Origin of the sequence: Halospeciosus flavus (assembly GCF_029814175.1) — an archaeon.
Taxonomy (GTDB): Archaea; Halobacteriota; Halobacteria; order Halobacteriales; family Halobacteriaceae; genus Halospeciosus; species Halospeciosus flavus.
This window is the reverse complement of the sequence record NZ_CP122312.1, coordinates 1,668,847-1,683,159: the sequence shown is the minus strand read 5'-3', so window position 1 is coordinate 1,683,159 and position 14,313 is coordinate 1,668,847. Positions and strand designations below refer to the sequence as shown.

13 protein-coding genes and 1 pseudogene are annotated in these 14,313 nt (G+C 66.9%); 6 read left to right on the top strand and 8 right to left on the bottom strand.

From position 1 onward, the window contains the following. Positions 1-13: 13 nt before the first annotated feature. From P0Y33_RS08780 to P0Y33_RS08770, 3 genes are all read right to left on the bottom strand, one after another. Entirely contained in the window at positions 14-967 is a 954-nt protein-coding gene (locus tag P0Y33_RS08780) for an acetamidase/formamidase family protein (RefSeq protein ID WP_279527035.1), read from the bottom strand. A 186-nt stretch (positions 968-1,153) separates the two neighbouring features. Then, a complete protein-coding gene (locus P0Y33_RS08775) occupies positions 1,154-2,395 on the bottom strand; it encodes a mandelate racemase/muconate lactonizing enzyme family protein (protein WP_279527034.1) in 1,242 nt (413 codons plus the stop codon). A 39-nt stretch (positions 2,396-2,434) separates the two neighbouring features. Beyond that, complete coding sequence (locus P0Y33_RS08770) at positions 2,435-3,349, bottom strand: dihydrodipicolinate synthase family protein (RefSeq protein ID WP_279527033.1); 915 nt, start codon at positions 3,347-3,349, stop codon at positions 2,435-2,437. Positions 3,350-3,448: 99 nt separating this feature from the next. On the opposite strand from P0Y33_RS08770, the gene P0Y33_RS08765 reads away from it, so the two are divergent. Beyond that, the gene (locus P0Y33_RS08765; RefSeq protein ID WP_279527032.1) at positions 3,449-3,715 is read left to right on the top strand and encodes a ubiquitin family protein; all 267 of its coding nucleotides are present in this window, start codon (positions 3,449-3,451) and stop codon (positions 3,713-3,715) included. On the opposite strand, the gene P0Y33_RS08760 is transcribed toward P0Y33_RS08765, so the two are convergent. Continuing rightward, the gene (locus tag P0Y33_RS08760) at positions 3,712-4,932 is read right to left on the bottom strand and encodes an HAD family hydrolase (RefSeq protein ID WP_279527031.1); all 1,221 of its coding nucleotides are present in this window, start codon (positions 4,930-4,932) and stop codon (positions 3,712-3,714) included. The genes P0Y33_RS08765 and P0Y33_RS08760 overlap by 4 nt on opposite strands. Positions 4,933-5,069: 137 nt before the next feature. On the opposite strand from P0Y33_RS08760, the gene P0Y33_RS08755 reads away from it, so the two are divergent. The 4 genes and pseudogenes from P0Y33_RS08755 (at position 5,070) to P0Y33_RS08740 (ending at position 8,463) form a co-directional block, all read left to right on the top strand. Next, positions 5,070-6,146, top strand: a complete 1,077-nt coding sequence (locus tag P0Y33_RS08755) for a glucose 1-dehydrogenase (RefSeq protein ID WP_279527030.1) — start codon at positions 5,070-5,072, stop codon at positions 6,144-6,146. Next, positions 6,133-6,777 carry a transcriptional regulator GfcR gene (gfcR, locus tag P0Y33_RS08750; protein WP_279527029.1) on the top strand — a complete coding sequence of 215 codons (645 nt, stop codon included), beginning with the start codon at positions 6,133-6,135 and terminating at the stop codon, positions 6,775-6,777. The genes P0Y33_RS08755 and gfcR overlap by 14 nt, the downstream gene beginning before the upstream one ends. 57 nt (positions 6,778-6,834) lie before the next feature. Then, a pseudogene (locus P0Y33_RS08745) lies at positions 6,835-7,179 on the top strand (glutaredoxin family protein); the annotation flags it as partial. A gap of 123 nt (positions 7,180-7,302) precedes the next feature. Then, the gene (locus P0Y33_RS08740) at positions 7,303-8,463 is read left to right on the top strand and encodes a metal-dependent hydrolase family protein (protein ID WP_279527028.1); all 1,161 of its coding nucleotides are present in this window, start codon (positions 7,303-7,305) and stop codon (positions 8,461-8,463) included. On the opposite strand, the gene P0Y33_RS08735 is transcribed toward P0Y33_RS08740, so the two are convergent. From P0Y33_RS08735 to P0Y33_RS08720, 4 genes are all read right to left on the bottom strand, one after another. Further along, positions 8,460-9,245, bottom strand: coding sequence for an aldo/keto reductase (locus P0Y33_RS08735; protein WP_279530099.1), 786 nt, complete (start codon positions 9,243-9,245; stop codon positions 8,460-8,462). The genes P0Y33_RS08740 and P0Y33_RS08735 overlap by 4 nt on opposite strands. Before the next feature lie 105 nt (positions 9,246-9,350). Beyond that, positions 9,351-10,589 (bottom strand): digeranylgeranylglycerophospholipid reductase, encoded by a 1,239-nt coding sequence (locus P0Y33_RS08730; protein WP_279527027.1) that lies wholly within the window; start codon positions 10,587-10,589, stop codon positions 9,351-9,353. A 159-nt stretch (positions 10,590-10,748) separates the two neighbouring features. Then, the gene (locus P0Y33_RS08725) at positions 10,749-11,615 is read right to left on the bottom strand and encodes a 2-oxoacid:ferredoxin oxidoreductase subunit beta (RefSeq protein ID WP_279527026.1); all 867 of its coding nucleotides are present in this window, start codon (positions 11,613-11,615) and stop codon (positions 10,749-10,751) included. 4 nt (positions 11,616-11,619) lie between these two features. After that, positions 11,620-13,368, bottom strand: coding sequence for a 2-oxoacid:acceptor oxidoreductase subunit alpha (locus P0Y33_RS08720; protein WP_279527025.1), 1,749 nt, complete (start codon positions 13,366-13,368; stop codon positions 11,620-11,622). Between the two features lie 226 nt (positions 13,369-13,594). On the opposite strand from P0Y33_RS08720, the gene P0Y33_RS08715 reads away from it, so the two are divergent. After that, positions 13,595-14,227, top strand: coding sequence for a ferredoxin--NADP reductase (locus P0Y33_RS08715; protein ID WP_279527024.1), 633 nt, complete (start codon positions 13,595-13,597; stop codon positions 14,225-14,227). Positions 14,228-14,313: the final 86 nt, after the last annotated feature.

Here is a 14,313-nt window from a genome sequence, read left to right as displayed (position 1 = left end):
GGGAATACCGACCCTATTCCGGAAATACCGACTCCGGCAGGTACGCCGATACCGTCCAATTTGGACGGTCCACGACCTGGTTCACCTTCAGGTCCACGACGGCCGAGCAGAGCACGTACGCCTCCTCCCGGGTCAGTCCGCGCTCGACAGAGAGGTGAGCGACCATCCTGCTGACCGCCTGCTCGGAGGCGCGCATCAGGTCGTCGGCGACGCCGGTCGTCGCGTGCATCGGTTCGTCCGCCCCGGTGGGGGTGAACGGTCCCGCCGTGTCGAACTCGGGGCCTTCGAGACGCGCGTCCTCCCGCAGGCCGACGCGGACGGTGACGGTCATCGGTGCCTCGATTCCGGTCACGCAGACCTCGCCGTCACCCTGCGCGGCGTGGCAGTCGCCGACGGAGAGACGACCGCCGTCGACTTCGACGGGGAGTGCGAGGGTCGCGCCTTCGGTCAGGTGTTTCACGTCGAGATTGCCGCCGACGCGACGGGGCGGAGTGGTGTCGTGCGGGCCGGGTTCGTCCGGCGCGAGGCCGACGACGCCCGGGAACGCGTGAATCGGTACCTCGATACCGTGGCCGAAGTGCGCGGTGTCCCCCTCTAGGTCCCACGTGTGGAAGCCGGCGTCGGGGAACTCGTCGTCGAGGAGGCCCCACCCCTGCTCGCCGGGGTAGAAGTAGGAGACGCCCCACCCCTCGTGGTCGAGGTCGAGAATCTCCACCTCGATGGCGTCGCCGGGTTCCGCACCCGCGACGTCGACGGGTCCGGTGAGCGCGTGGCCCTCGACTTCCATCGCGAGGACGTCCTCGACGGTCGCGTCGGGTCCGAGTTGGCCGTTCGTCGCGTCGCGACACTCGAACTGGACGACGTCGCCGGGTTCGACGGTCACGACGGCGTCGCGCGTGCGGTCGAAGTCGAAGTGCACCACCTCGTCCGTCGCGGGGACGACGTGGTCGGGCGTGGGAGTGCTCACGCTCTGGACGACGGTCGAACCTCCGATAAAGGTCCGTTTTAGCGAAGCTTGAAGTACGAAAGCGGGACCAGACGGTGCGTGTCGTGAAAACGGCCGCGGACGGGCGGATTCGGTGGCGGCGGCACACCCGTCCGCGGAAGGGAGCGTGCCGTCCGTTCGCTATTCGCTATTCGGTGGTGAAGTCGATCACGGAGCGGGGTCGAACAGCGTCTCGCCGTCGACCATGTGCTCCTCGACGGTGTCGAGGTCGAGCGTCAGGCCGAGACCCGGCTCTTCCGGGATCTCGATGTAGCCGTCGGAGATGACTTCCTCCTCGACGAGGTCGCTCCACCAGTCGAGTTCGTAGGAGTGGTACTCGACGGCCAGCGAGTTCGGGATGGCCGTCGCGACGTGCGCGGACGCCATCGTCGCCACGGGAGAGGAGACGTTGTGCATCGCGACCGGGACGTAGTACTGGTTCGCGACGTCGGCGATCTTGCGGGTCTCGCGCATCCCGCCGACCTTCGGGAGGTCCGGCGCGATGATGTCGACCGCCTGGTTCTCGATGAGGCGGCGCTCCTCGGTTACCCGGTAGCGGTTCTCGCCGACCGTGATGGGGGTGGTCGTGGACTTCGTGACCTCCTCTTGCACTTCGAGGTTCTCCGGCGGCACGGGGTCCTCGAGCCACCAGACGTCGTAGTCCTCGATCTCGGCGGCGAGACGCTTCGCCGAGCCACCGCTGAAAGTCCAGTGGCAGTCGAAGGCGACGTCCGCGCGGTCCTCGACGCGCTCGGTTACCTTCTCGACGATCTCGGCCTTGTGGCGGATCTCGCCCGGTCGGAGGTGGCGGTTCGCGCGGTCCTTCTCGTGGCCGGAGGGCACGTCGAGGTCGAACTTCAGCGCGTCGTAGCCGAGTTCTTCGACGACGCGTTCGGCTTCGTCGGCGCAGGCCTCGGGGTCGGCCTCCTCCTCGGTGTGGCAGTCACAGTAGACGCGGACTTGGTCGCGGTACTTGCCGCCGAGCAACTGGTAGGCCGGAACGTCGAGAATCTTGCCCGCGAGGTCGTGGAGCGCGAGTTCGATACCGGAGATGGCGGTAACGGTGACGCCCTCGATAGAGCCCTCGCCGGACATCTTCTGGACGAGGTGCTCGAAGAGCCGGTCGATGTCGAGGGGGTTCTCGCCGACGACGAACGGCTTCATCCGCTCGATGAGTTCGGGGACGCCGGCGCCCCAGTAGGCTTCACCGGTGCCGACGATGCCCGCGTCGGTGTAGACGCGCACGAGCGTCCACGGGAAGTTCCCGTCGACCATCGTCGTCTGGACGTCGGTGATCTCGACGTCGCGGCCGCCACCGCGCTCGGCGGTGACGCCCATCGTCTCCGAGGAGAGCTCCCGCATCGTGTACTCCGCGTTCGGGTCGTGGAGGTCGGTGTAGTCGACAGTCATGGATGAATGTTCACTCGTTTTGTTGTAAATGTTTGCCTTCTACAGCAGGTCGAGCACCTCGAGGTCGTCTTCGAGTTCGCGAGCGTCCTCGTCGTCCATCAGTCGGAGGGGACTGCGGAGCGGGCCGAAGTCTTCGCCGCGAAGCCGCAGTGCCGTCTTCACGCCGGCCATGTAGGGACCGCGCTTGATGGCGTCGCGGACGTCGTAGACGCGCGACTGGAGTTCGCGGGCGCGTTCCTCGTCACCCTCGTCGTACGCCTCGTAGAGGTCGACGACCAGTTCGGGGAAGGCGTTCGCGACAGCCGAGACCATCCCCGAACAGCCGACTTCGAGCCCGGGGAACAGGAGCGAGTCCGAGCCAGCGAGGAAGGTGAGGTCCTCGTTGCGGTCGATGGCCTGCCCGAGCCACGGGACGTCCTTCGAGGAGTCCTTCAGGCCGACGAGGTTCGGGATGGCCGCGAGTTTCTCGACGGTATCGAGGTCGACGGCGTTGCCCGTCTTGCTCGGGATGTGGTAGACGTACACCGGGAGGTCGACGGCGTCACAGACGCGCTCGTAGTGTTCGAGCGTCGCCGTCGCGTCGAGCGGGTAGTAGTACGGCGTGACGACGACGACGCCGTCCGCACCGACGTGTTCGGCGTACTCGGCGTGCTGGACGGTCTGGGTGGTGCTCGGCGCGCCCACACCGGCGATGACTGGCACCTCGCCGCCCACCTCGTCGACGACGGCCTTCACGACCTCGTCGCGCTCGTCGGGCGTGAGCAACGGGAACTCCCCATTGGTTCCGAGCGGGAAGACGCCGTGAGCGCCGCGGTCGACGACGAATCGAGCGTGGTCGGCGGTTCGTTCGGCGTCGAGCGATTCGTCCGCGTCGAAGGCAGTCACCGTCGGCGGCACGACCCCGTGGAGGTCCAGCGGATCGGCGACACCGGGTTCGGGTGCATTCCCCGTCATACTGGGTCGCTGACGCGCCGGTGGCTTAAACCGCGGGGATTCCCGAGTGGTTTTTCGAGATTGAGTAAACTTTTTGAGTTGCAACGAGTATTGCCACGTATGGACGTGGAGGTCAAGCTCACCGGAACGCTCGCCGCCCGAACGGGCACGCACCGTGCACGCATCGGTGTGAACGACGACGCGACGGTCGGCGACGTCGTCGACGCACTCACCGACGACTACGGCCCGCAGGTCAGCGCGGGCGTCCTCGACGGGAACCGACTGCGGAGCGACACGGTCGTCGTCCGCGAAGCAGAAGAGCGTCCCCTCTCGCTCCGGAGCGAACTCCACTCCGGAGACACCGTCCGGTTCCAGCTAACCGCCTAGAGTTCGGCCAACCGGTTGAGCGCGAACGCCGTCCGGAGGACGTCGTCCGCCGCGCCGGCGTCGAAAACCAGATCGTCTTCTCCGCGAACGTGGTCGAGTACCCGCCCCGAGGCGTGTTCGGGCGCGGCCGCGAGACCAGCGTCGTTCTCCGCGACCCACTCCATCACGCGCAGGTCACTCTTGCTGTCGCCCATCACGAGCGCGAACGGGTCGTCGACGCCGAGGACCTCCAGTGCCGACTCCACGCCGACGACCTTGTTGAGTTCGCGACTCGCGATCTCGGCGGCGTCGGCCTCGTAGTAAGCCACGTCGATGCGGTCGAGGACGCCCTCGACAGCGTCGGGCACGTCGATGGCGTCGGGGTCGATTCCCTCCCCTTCGTCTTCGAGCACACGGTCGATCTCGGGGTCGGCGTCGGCGTAGTAGGCGCGGGTGTGCTCGGCGTCGGCGCCGGGGACGGCCTCGGCGAGGAGGTTGAGGACGTAGACCATCGCCTCGTCGATGACCGTCTCGGCCTCCTCGCTGCCGGTCTCGTAGTTCGGCTTGAGGGTGACGTTGAACTCGTTGCCCTGGAGGTGACAGCCCCGACGGATGCTCTCGGGTGCGTCCGGGAGTACGCGCGAGCGCACGGTGTCGAAGACGTCGGTTACCTCGTCGTCGAGGTCCTCGTACAGGAGTCGTTTCGTGTCGGGACCGTGGCCCGGCGTGAAGACGCCAGTCCCCGCCTCGTAGACGATGCTCACGTCTCCCGAGTGGACGAGTTCGTTGCCGAGTCCCTGGATGAGGAAGCCCTTGACGTTCTCCAGGGTCTGGCCCGTACAGATGACGATGGGGACGCCGGCCTCGTGGAACTCCGTGAGGTAGTGGAGTGTCTCGCGAGGGATCTCGTTGTCCGTCTGCCCCGCCGAGCGAAGCGTCTCGTCGACGTCGAGGACGAGGACGTTCACGCCGCGCTCGTAGGCGTTGTAGAGGTCGAGCGCGGTGAACGCCTGCTCGCGCGTCGCGTGTGCGGCGAGTTCGGCGAACGTCTCGCCCTCGGGGAACGCGGCGGCGATGTCCTCCTTTCGCTCGGTGAGTTCCTCACCCGCCTGCTCCCAGTACTCGAGCGCGACGCGGGAGTCGACGGGTGGGAAGAGATCGACGAAGTCCTGGTAGGCGCGGAGCGTCTCGGCGTCGAACTCGTCGTACAGTGCGTACAACCGGTCGTACCGCTCCATAGTCGAAAGGGTGTGTCCGGAACCAAAAGCGTTGGCCCCCGACGAAAAACCGCCACATCACCCGTGTCCCGGGAGGAGAGGAATCTTACTCGGAAAAGAATAAATCTTTTTCACCCCTGGTTGCCAAGGAGGAACGTATGAAAGCTATCGCCGTGACCCGTGAGGAACGCGACCTGCGGGTCGTCGAGAAGCCCCGTCCCGAACCCGACGCGGGTGAGGCCCTCGTGGAGGTCCTCCGCGTCGGCGTCGACGGGACGGACCACGAGGTCATCCGTGGGGGCCACGGCGGCTTCCCCGAAGGCGAGGACCACATGGTGCTGGGCCACGAGGCCGTCGGGGTCGTCGCGGACGCCAACGGGACCGACCTCGAGGAGGGACAGGTCGTCGTCCCGACGGTCCGGCGCCCGCCGAACGGGACGAACGAGTACTTCGAGCGCGGCGAACCCGACATGGCGCCGCCCGGCGAGTACGTCGAACGGGGCATCGAGGGCGGACACGGCTTCATGGCCGAGTACGTCACCAGCCCCGCCGAGTACCTCGTCGCCATCCCCGAGGAACTCGCGGAACTGGGCTTCCTGGTCGAACCGGCGAGCATCTCGGAGAAGGCCTTCGAGTTGGCCGAGGCCGCCCGCTCCTCGTTCGAGTGGACTCCCGAGTCGGCGTTCGTCCTCGGGAACGGGTCGCTCGGCCTGCTCACCCTCGCGATGCTCGACGACGCGGGCTACGACGACCTCTACTGCGCCGGCCGGCGCTCCCGGCCCGACCCGACCATCAACGTCGTCGACGCGCTCGACGCGACCTACGTGAACACCGAGGAGACGGCCGTCGCGGACTTCGCCGACGCGTACGACCCCGCCGACTTCGTCTACGAGGCGACCGGCTACGCGCGACACGCCTTCGACTCGGTCCGCGCGCTCGCGCCCAACGGTGTCGCGGCGCTCCTCGGCGTCCCCGGCGGCGAGTGGGACGTCGAAGTCGACGCCGCCGCCTACCACCGCGAAGTCGTCCTGGAGAACAAGGCCGTCGTCGGGAGCGTCAACTCCGGCGTCGAGCACTTCGAGGACGGGGCGGAGACGCTCCAGTCGCTCCCGGAGTGGCTGTTCGACGACCTCGTCACCGGCGTCTACGGACTCGACGAGTTCGAGAAGGCGTTTGTCGACGACGAAACGACCATAAAAACGGCGGTCGAATTCACTACGTATGAAGAACGTTGACGACCTGATCGAGAGCGCGGCGGACCTCGCCGACCGGGGACTCTCCCGCGGCGAAATCGCCGACGAACTGAACGTCTCCCGCGAGACGGCGGCCTGGCTCGTCGAACGGGCGGGCACGGGCGCGCCGGCCGCGACGGAGACCGAAGAGACCGAGTCCGGCGGTCCCCGCGACGTGCACGTCGACTGGTCGACCATCGGCGAGGCGGGTGCGCGCCTCTCGGCCATCGGCGCCGCGATGGCCGACCTCCTGCGCGAGCACAGCAAGGAACCCGACGTCGTCATCGGCATCGAGAAGGCGGGCGTCCCCATCGCGACGACCGTCGCGCGCGAACTGGAGACGGACCTCTCGACCTACACGCCCCGCAAGCACCAGTGGGAGGAAGGCGACATCGAGGAACTCGGCGGGAGCTTCTCCCGGAACTTCGCGCAGATCGAAGGCCAGCGCTGTTTCATCGTCGACGACACCATCACCAGCGGCACCACCATCTCGGAGGCGGTCTCGGCGGTCAAGGAGGCCGGCGGCGAACCGCTCGCCTGCGCGGTGCTCGCGGACAAACAGGGTCTCAGCGAGGTCGACGACGTCCCTCTCGAGAGCCTCCTACAGGTCATCCGGGTCGGGAACGCCGAGTAGTTCCCCGCTTCCGCCGACGCAAACCCTATCCCCGCGGACGCGTAATCTTCTCTCAGTATGACCTTCGACCCGACCGACCAGGGACTGGACGACGACGAAGTGCAGGACGTCGTCGACGAGGCTATCGAGAACAACGAAGTCGTCCTCTTCATGAAGGGGACGGCAGTGATGCCCCAGTGTGGCTACTCGAAGCGCGCGCTCGGGCTCATCCAGCAGTACCGCGACGACTTCGAGACCGTCGACGTCCTCGACAACCTCCCGGCCTTCCGCGAGGCACTCGAGTCCCACAGCGGGTGGGAGACGACGCCCCAGACGTTCGTCGAGGGCGAGTTCGTCGGCGGGAGCGACATCCTCGCCGAACTCGACGAGCGCGGCGAACTCGCGGAGACGCTGAACGTCGACCCCGAGACGGTCGACGTCGAGGCCGACGGCGGGAGCGAGACGGCGTCCGCCGACGACGTCGACGCCCCGTTCTGAATCACCGCCACCGCACCTTTTTAGCGCTCGCCCCGAGCAGACCGGGGTATGTTGCTACTCCGTAACGCGACGGTCGTCGACGCCACCGGGAGCCGAAGCGCCGACGTCGCGGTCGAAGACGGCGAAATCGTCGCGGTCGAGGAGGACCTCTCCGGACCGGACGCGGAACGCGAACGCGACCTCGACGGGCGAGTGCTCGCGCCCGGTCTCGTGGACGCCCACGTCCACCTCACTCTCGACGGGCGGGCCGACCCCGGGGAACTCCAGGCGGACACCGAGTCAACGGCCGCCTACCGCGCGGCAGCGAACCTCCGCGACGCCGTCGAAGCGGGGGTGACGACGGTTCGGGACCTCGGCGCACCGGGGACCGTCGCGGTGGACGCCGCCCGCGCCGTCGAGGAGGGACTCGTCGCCGGACCGCGGGTCGTCGCCGCCGGCCAGAACGTCTGCATGACGGGCGGCCACGGCCACTGGTCCGGCCGCGAGGCCGACGGCGAGGCCGAGGTTCGCAAGGCGGTGCGCGAACAACTCCGGGCGGGCGCGGACGTCGTCAAGTGCATGGCCACGGGCGGCGTGCTCACCGAGGGTGCCGACATCGGCGCGCCGGAACTCCTCGAAGACGAACTCCGTGCCCTCGTCGAGACGGCGAACGCGAAGGGCCGACCGACCGCCGCCCACGCGCACGGCGCCGAGGGGCTGAAGAACGCCGTCCGCGCGGGCATCACGAGCGTCGAACACGGGACGTTCATGGACCGCGAAGCCGCCCGGCTGATGGCCGAGCGCAACACCTACTGGGTCCCCACGGCGAAGGCGCTCCACGGCATCGTCGAGCAGGGACCGGACTCGGGGATTCCGGGGTGGGCCGTCGAGAAGGCAGAGGAGGCGACCGAGGCGTTCGAGCGCGCCTGGGAGTTCGCCCTCGACGAGGGTGTGACGGTCGCGATGGGGACCGACGCCGGGACGCCGTTCAACTTCCACGCCGACGCCGCCGAGGAACTCGAGTTGATGGTCGAGTACGGACTCGACCCCACCGAGGCGGTCCGGGCGGCCACGGTGAACGCCGCGGACCTGCTGGGCCTCGACGACGTCGGACGTATCGAGACGGGGTATCGAGCGGACCTCGTCGTCCTCCCGGAGAACCCGCGGGAGGACGTGACGGCGTACCAGGAACCGGAGTTCGTCGTGGCGAACGGCGAAATCGTCGCCTAGTTCCAGGGCGCGAAGTCGGGGTCGACCTTCCGCTCTTCTGCTTCGATGGCGTCGATCTGCTCGACGTCCGCGTCGTCGAGTTCGACGTCGAGGCTGCGCCAGTTGTCGACGACGTGTTCCTCGGAGGTCGCCTTCGGGATGGCGGTGACGCCCTTCTCGCGGAGCCACGCGAGGCTCACCCGCGCCTCGCTGACGCCGTGTTTCTCCGCGACGTCCTGGATAGCCGGGACGTCGAAGACGTCACCGCGGGCGAGCGGCGAGTAGGCGACGAGTTCGACGTCGTGGTCGTCGGCGTACGCGCGGAGGTCCTCCTGCGGGAGCAGCGGGTGCATCTCGACCTGATTGGCGAACAGCGGCGCGTCGAGTACCTCGCGCGCCGTGTCCAGGTGGCGCGGTTCGAAGTTACTCACGCCGACGTGCTCGATTCGCCCCTCGTCGTAGAGTTCGTCGAAGGCCGCGAGGGTGTCCTCGGCCTCGTACTCGTTGGCCGGCCAGTGGACGTAGAGGAGGTCCACGTAGTCGACGTCGAGGCGGTCGAGGCTCTCGTCGAACGTCTCCAGCACGTCGTCGTACGAGAGGTTGCTCGTCCAGATCTTCGTCGCGAGGAAGACGTCCTCGCGGTCGACGTCGGCGCGTTCGAGTCCGTCGCCGACGGCGTCCTCGTTCTCGTAGATCTGGGCGGTGTCGACGTGCCGATAGCCCACTTCGAGGGCCGCCTCGACGCTCTGTGCACACTGTTCGGGGTCCTCGTTCTGCCAGGTGCCGAGACCGAGGACCGGCATTCCGTTCGTTCGCGGACAGTCGTCACTGTCGGGGAGGTCGGTCACGGAGGGGACTTCGGGCGGTCGGAGAAAGAACGTTCGGACTGCCGTGGAAGTCGCCGGGTCTCAGAGCAGGTCGACGAGTTCCTCGCGTGCGAAGCGCTTCACCAGCGAGACGTCGTCGGCGTGGAAGAGCTTCAAGATGGCGCGGGGGTCGCCCTCGTTGGCCTTCGAGAGGATGTCGTCGGGGAGTTGCTGGAGGTCTTGCATCAGCGTGTCGTAGCGCTCGTTGTCCGCGAGGTAGAGGAGGTGTGTCATCGCGAGGCGGGTGCGGGCGTTCGGCGCGACGCGCTCGTGCCAGAGGTCCTCGTAGACGGAGAGGTTCGCCGCGGAGGTGTCGCGCTCGTCGGGCGTGAGACAGTAGTCGGCGGCGATGGCGGCCGCACGGCCCGAGGCCATGCACTTGTGAATTCCTTCGCCCCACAGCGGGTCGATGGTCGGGACGGTGTCCCCGATGGCCATGAAGTTGTCCGTGTGGAGTTTCCCGGGAGTCTGGAGGTGTGCGGAGCCGCGGTGTTGCTTGCCTTCGAGTTTCCTCGCGTTCTCGAAGCGCGGGTCGGTGTCCAGCCAGTACTCGAGGTAGTCGTCGATACTCATGCCCTGCTGGGCGTGGTTACGGTGGCTCTCGTTCTGGATGTAACAGAGGCCGACCTTCGCGGTGTCCTCGCCGGTGTGGAAGATCCAGGAGTAGCCACCGGGGGCGATGTCGTGGTCGAGGCGGAGCATCATCGCGTCGTGGAGGTCGGCGTACCCCTCGTGGTCGATGTCGATGCCCTCCATCTCCCACTCGATGCCGATGGCCTGCTTCTCGCGTTCGAGGTGGCTGACGTTCAGTGCCTTCGAGAGCGGGGCGGCGGGACCGGTCGCGTCGACAATGATGTCGGCGTGGACCTCCTCGTCGCCGGCGTAGCGGATGCCGACGGCCTCGCCGCCCTCCATGACGGGCTTGGAGACGCGGGAGTCGAACCACACCTCGGCGCCGTGGTCGCGTGCGTCGTCGACGAGGAAGTTCTTGAAGTCGCCGAACTCGAGGACGGCACCGGGTTGGTGTTTCGTGTAGTGTTCGTTCGGCGATTCGAGGACGACGCTGTCGGTGTACTGCATCACGACGTCGTCGGGAATCCCGAAGGAGGACATCATCGACGGGAACGTCCCCGCGGTCGATTTGTTGCTCTGACGCGGGAACTCGTCTTCCTGTTCGGCCTCTAAGAGCACCACGTCGTAGTCCCGCTGAGCGAGGTCCCGCGCGCACTGCGCCCCGGCGGGACCGGCGCCGGCGATGGCCACGTCAAAGCGGTCGGTCATAGAACTACGAAACGGAGTCGACGTAATCAGTGTTGCTGAACACGGCCGTCTACCCGCCAAATTCCGACGCTTCCCGAGGAACAGAAGTTGGGGGCGGAGTCGTGACTCGACGGCGGAGCGACACGAAAAAGTGAGAACGCGGCGTGGTGTGGCGAGTCCTCAGTAGAACTCGCGGACGAGGTCCATCGCGCCCTCGGGGGCGCCGTCGGGGATCTCGGCCATGTTCTCGTCGACGCCGTGGGACTGCTCGTAGGACTGGGCGTTCTCGTTCTGGTAGAGGACACCCATGTACTCCTTGTCCGCGTCGAGGATCTTCCCCTTCGCCTGGTCGTAATCGTGGCGGTCGAAGTCCTCTTCTTCCTTGAGGTCGACCAGCGAGTCGCGGAAGTAGTCGTACGTGTCGACGTCGTTGAACGTCACGCAGGGACTGAACGTGTTGACCAGCGAGAAGCCGTCGTGCTCGATGGCCTCCTCGATGATCTCCTGGTGGCGCTGGGCGTGACTGGAGAACGACTGGGCGATGAACGAGCCACCGGCCGCCATCGCGAGCGCGAGCGGGTTGACCGGCGGCTGCTGGGGACCCTCGGGGGTCGTCGACGTCTCGAAGTCCGGCCGGGAGGTCGGGGACGCCTGCCCCTTGGTGAGACCGTAGATACGGTTGTCCATCACGACGTACGTGATGTCGATGTTGCGGCGGACGGCGTGGATGAAGTGGCCCGCACCGATGGAGTAGCCGTCACCGTCGCCACCTGCGACCATCACTTCGAGGTCGGGGTTGGCGAGTTTCACGCCCGTGCCGACGGGGAGGGCGCGACCGTGGACGCCGTGGAGCGCGTAGGAGCGCATGTACGTCCCGATCTTGCCCGAGCAACCGATACCCGCCACGACGAACGTGTTGTCGGGGGAGTTGCCCGTGCTGGCGAGTGCCTTCATCATGCCGTTCATCGTGCCGAAGTCACCACACCCGGGACACCAGGTGGGCTGCTTGTCGGACTTGAAGTCGGTGAAGCGAACGTCTGAGCTCATTGTGTTAGGCCTCCAGTTGGGTCTCGATGTCCTCTGCGAGTTCGTCCGCCTTGAACTGGACACCGTCGTACTTGTTGATGCGCTTGACCCTGGTGAGCGCGTCGTGTTCGACGAGGTCGGCGAACTGCCCGGTCGCGTTACACTCCACGACGACGGTCTGGTCGGCGGCCTCGATGTCCTCGGTGAGGTCGGGCCGCGGGAAGATGTACGGGACGGAGATGAGTCGCACGTCGACGCCCGACTCCTCGAGGTAGTCGAGTGCCTCGACGAGGGCGCCCTCGTTGGAGCCCCACGAGACGACGAGGTTGTCGGAGTCGGGGTTCCCGAACTCGCGGTAGTCGAAGTCCTCGCGTTCGCGGGCGGTTTCGACCTTCTGCTGGCGCTTGTCGACCTGTTCGACGCGGACGTCCGTGTCCTCGGTACGACGGCCGAGTTCGTCGTGCTCCAGGCCCGTACTCATGTGGACGCCACCCTCCGTGCCGGGGAAGGCGCGGGGGCTGACGCCGTCGGCGGTGACGGCGTGGGGCTTGAACTGGTCCTTCTCGTTCTGCCAGGCGGAGATGTCGTCCTCGTCGACGACCTTCCCGCGGTCGATCTCGACTTCGTCCATGTCGAAGGCCTCGGGCTTGAACGTCTTCTCCGTGACCGCCATCGCGAGGTCGGCCGTGAGGTAGACGGGCGTCTGGTACTTCTCGGCGAGGTTGAACGCCTCGACGGTCTTCCAGAAGCACTCCGCGACGGTCGTCGGCGCGAGGACGAAGCGGGGGACCTCACCGTGGCCGCCGTAGAGCATCATGTTGAGGTCGCCCTGCTCTTGCTTGGTCGGCATCCCGGTGGAGGGACCCGAGCGCATGACGTTGGTGATGACCAGGGGCGTCTCGGAGGTCGCGGCGAGACCGAACGTCTCGGACATGAGGTCGATACCCGGTCCGGACGTCGCGGTCATCGCGCGGGCACCGGCGCGGGCGGCGCCGAGCGCCATGTTGATGGCGGAGAGTTCGTCCTCGGCCTGGACGACGTGACCGCCGTACTGCTCGATGCGTCCCGTGAGGTACTCCATCACGTCCGTCGCCGGGGTGATGGGGTATCCCGAGTAGAAACGACAACCGGCGGCGATGGCGCCCATGCCGATGGCCTCGTCGCCGTTGAGCAGGACGTAGTCCTCGTCGGTCGTCTCGAGGTCGTACTGCTCGCCGACCTCGGAGTAGTTCTCGCGGACGTACTCGGCGCCGAGCCGAGCGGCCTGTTTGTTGCCTTCGACGATCTTCTCGCCCTTGCCACCGAAGCGCTTCTCCAGGGACTCGTCGAGGAACTCGACGGGGAAGCTCGTGACTTCACAGACCGCGCCGAGCGCGACGATGTTCCGCATGATGGCACCGCCCGCGTCCTCGGCGAGCGACTTCAGCGGGACGTCGAGACCCGTGACGTCTTCGGGGGCCTCGAAGTCGCTGAACTCGGTTCGTTCGCCGTCGTAGAGGACGACGCTGCCCTCGTGGAGTTCTTCGAGGTTCTCGTCGACGGTGCGCTCCGTGAGCGCGATGAGTACGTCGAGGCGGTCGACGACGCTGTTGACGTCGTCGACGGACGTTCTGACCTTGTAAGCGGTGTAGCCACCTCGGATGCGGGACGCGAAGTCCTTCGAGGTGAAGACGTGCCGGCCGGCGCGCGCGAGCGCCTGTGCGAAGATTTTGCCGGTGGAGTCGATTCCATCGCCGGCTTCGCCGCCGATGGCCCAGTTCAGGTCCTCGTGCATGTGTGAGAGGATTGCGAATCCCCTGGCAAAAAGCCTTCTGAAGCGTACGAGAAGTCCGAAATCGACGCCGTCGCAATCTTTGCCAGGCATTTTTGGACGTTTGTCCATGTCAGTTCGAGACCGAAGACGACTCCGTACGCCGGAAGGGATTCGGGTACCTGTCACCCCACCTCGACGTTCGTCGAAGAGCGTCACCGCTATGGTCCCCACGACCGACTCACGAACCATGAGCGAGAAGACCGTCACCGTCCGGTCGGTCGAATCGGTCGGCCCGGACACCGTCGCCATCACGCTCGAATCGCCCGATTCCTTCGACGCCAAGCCCGGTCAGTTCGTCCAGTTGTTGCTGGACGTCGACGGCGAGGAACACGCGCGCCACTACACGATTTCCTCCGCGCGCGTCGAGGAGACCTTCGAGATCACGGTCGGCATCGACCCCGAGGGGACCGTCGGTCCGACCCTGGCGGAACTCGAACGCGGTGACGAGGTCCGGGTCAAGGGCCCCTTCGGACGGAACCACTACGAGGGTGAGGAGTCGGTGACGCTCGTCGTCGGCGGTCCCGGCGTCGGGCCCGCGGTCGGCATCGCCGAGCGCGTGATTCAGGAGGGCGGCGACGTCGCCGTGGTGTACCGCGACGACGCGCACGCGCACGTCGACCGCCTCGGTGCGGTCGCGGACGCCGGTGGCTCGGTCTTCCTCGTCGGCGGCGACCTCGACCCCGCCGTGGACGCGGCCGTCGAGGCGGTCGGCGGGCAGGTGTTCGTCTACGGGTTCGCGGAGTTCCTCGAAGACGCACTCGACGCACTCGACGAGGCGGGTGCCGACACGGACGCCGCGAAGATCGAGAACTTCGGCTGACGACCGAGCCGGTAGACGTGCTATCGTACTTCTCGAACCAGAATCTCTTTTTCATTGGGGAAAGTACGTTAGTATCGAAGCCGGCA

What these genes read in the sequence shown, in the direction of transcription:
- P0Y33_RS08735 (WP_279530099.1), bottom strand. Translation starts at nt 9,245, where the DNA reads ATGCCGGTCCTCGGTCTCGGCACCTGGCAGAACGAGGACCCCGAACAG.
- gfcR (WP_279527029.1), top strand. Translation starts at nt 6,133, where the DNA reads ATGAAGAACGTTGACGACCTGATCGAGAGCGCGGCGGACCTCGCCGAC.
- P0Y33_RS08740 (WP_279527028.1), top strand. Translation starts at nt 7,303, where the DNA reads ATGTTGCTACTCCGTAACGCGACGGTCGTCGACGCCACCGGGAGCCGA.
- P0Y33_RS08765 (WP_279527032.1), top strand. Translation starts at nt 3,449, where the DNA reads ATGGACGTGGAGGTCAAGCTCACCGGAACGCTCGCCGCCCGAACGGGC.
- P0Y33_RS08755 (WP_279527030.1), top strand. Translation starts at nt 5,070, where the DNA reads ATGAAAGCTATCGCCGTGACCCGTGAGGAACGCGACCTGCGGGTCGTC.
- P0Y33_RS08715 (WP_279527024.1), top strand. Translation starts at nt 13,595, where the DNA reads ATGAGCGAGAAGACCGTCACCGTCCGGTCGGTCGAATCGGTCGGCCCG.
- P0Y33_RS08770 (WP_279527033.1), bottom strand. Translation starts at nt 3,349, where the DNA reads ATGACGGGGAATGCACCCGAACCCGGTGTCGCCGATCCGCTGGACCTC.
- P0Y33_RS08725 (WP_279527026.1), bottom strand. Translation starts at nt 11,615, where the DNA reads ATGAGCTCAGACGTTCGCTTCACCGACTTCAAGTCCGACAAGCAGCCC.
- P0Y33_RS08720 (WP_279527025.1), bottom strand. Translation starts at nt 13,368, where the DNA reads ATGCACGAGGACCTGAACTGGGCCATCGGCGGCGAAGCCGGCGATGGA.
- P0Y33_RS08760 (WP_279527031.1), bottom strand. Translation starts at nt 4,932, where the DNA reads ATGGAGCGGTACGACCGGTTGTACGCACTGTACGACGAGTTCGACGCC.
- P0Y33_RS08730 (WP_279527027.1), bottom strand. Translation starts at nt 10,589, where the DNA reads ATGACCGACCGCTTTGACGTGGCCATCGCCGGCGCCGGTCCCGCCGGG.
- P0Y33_RS08775 (WP_279527034.1), bottom strand. Translation starts at nt 2,395, where the DNA reads ATGACTGTCGACTACACCGACCTCCACGACCCGAACGCGGAGTACACG.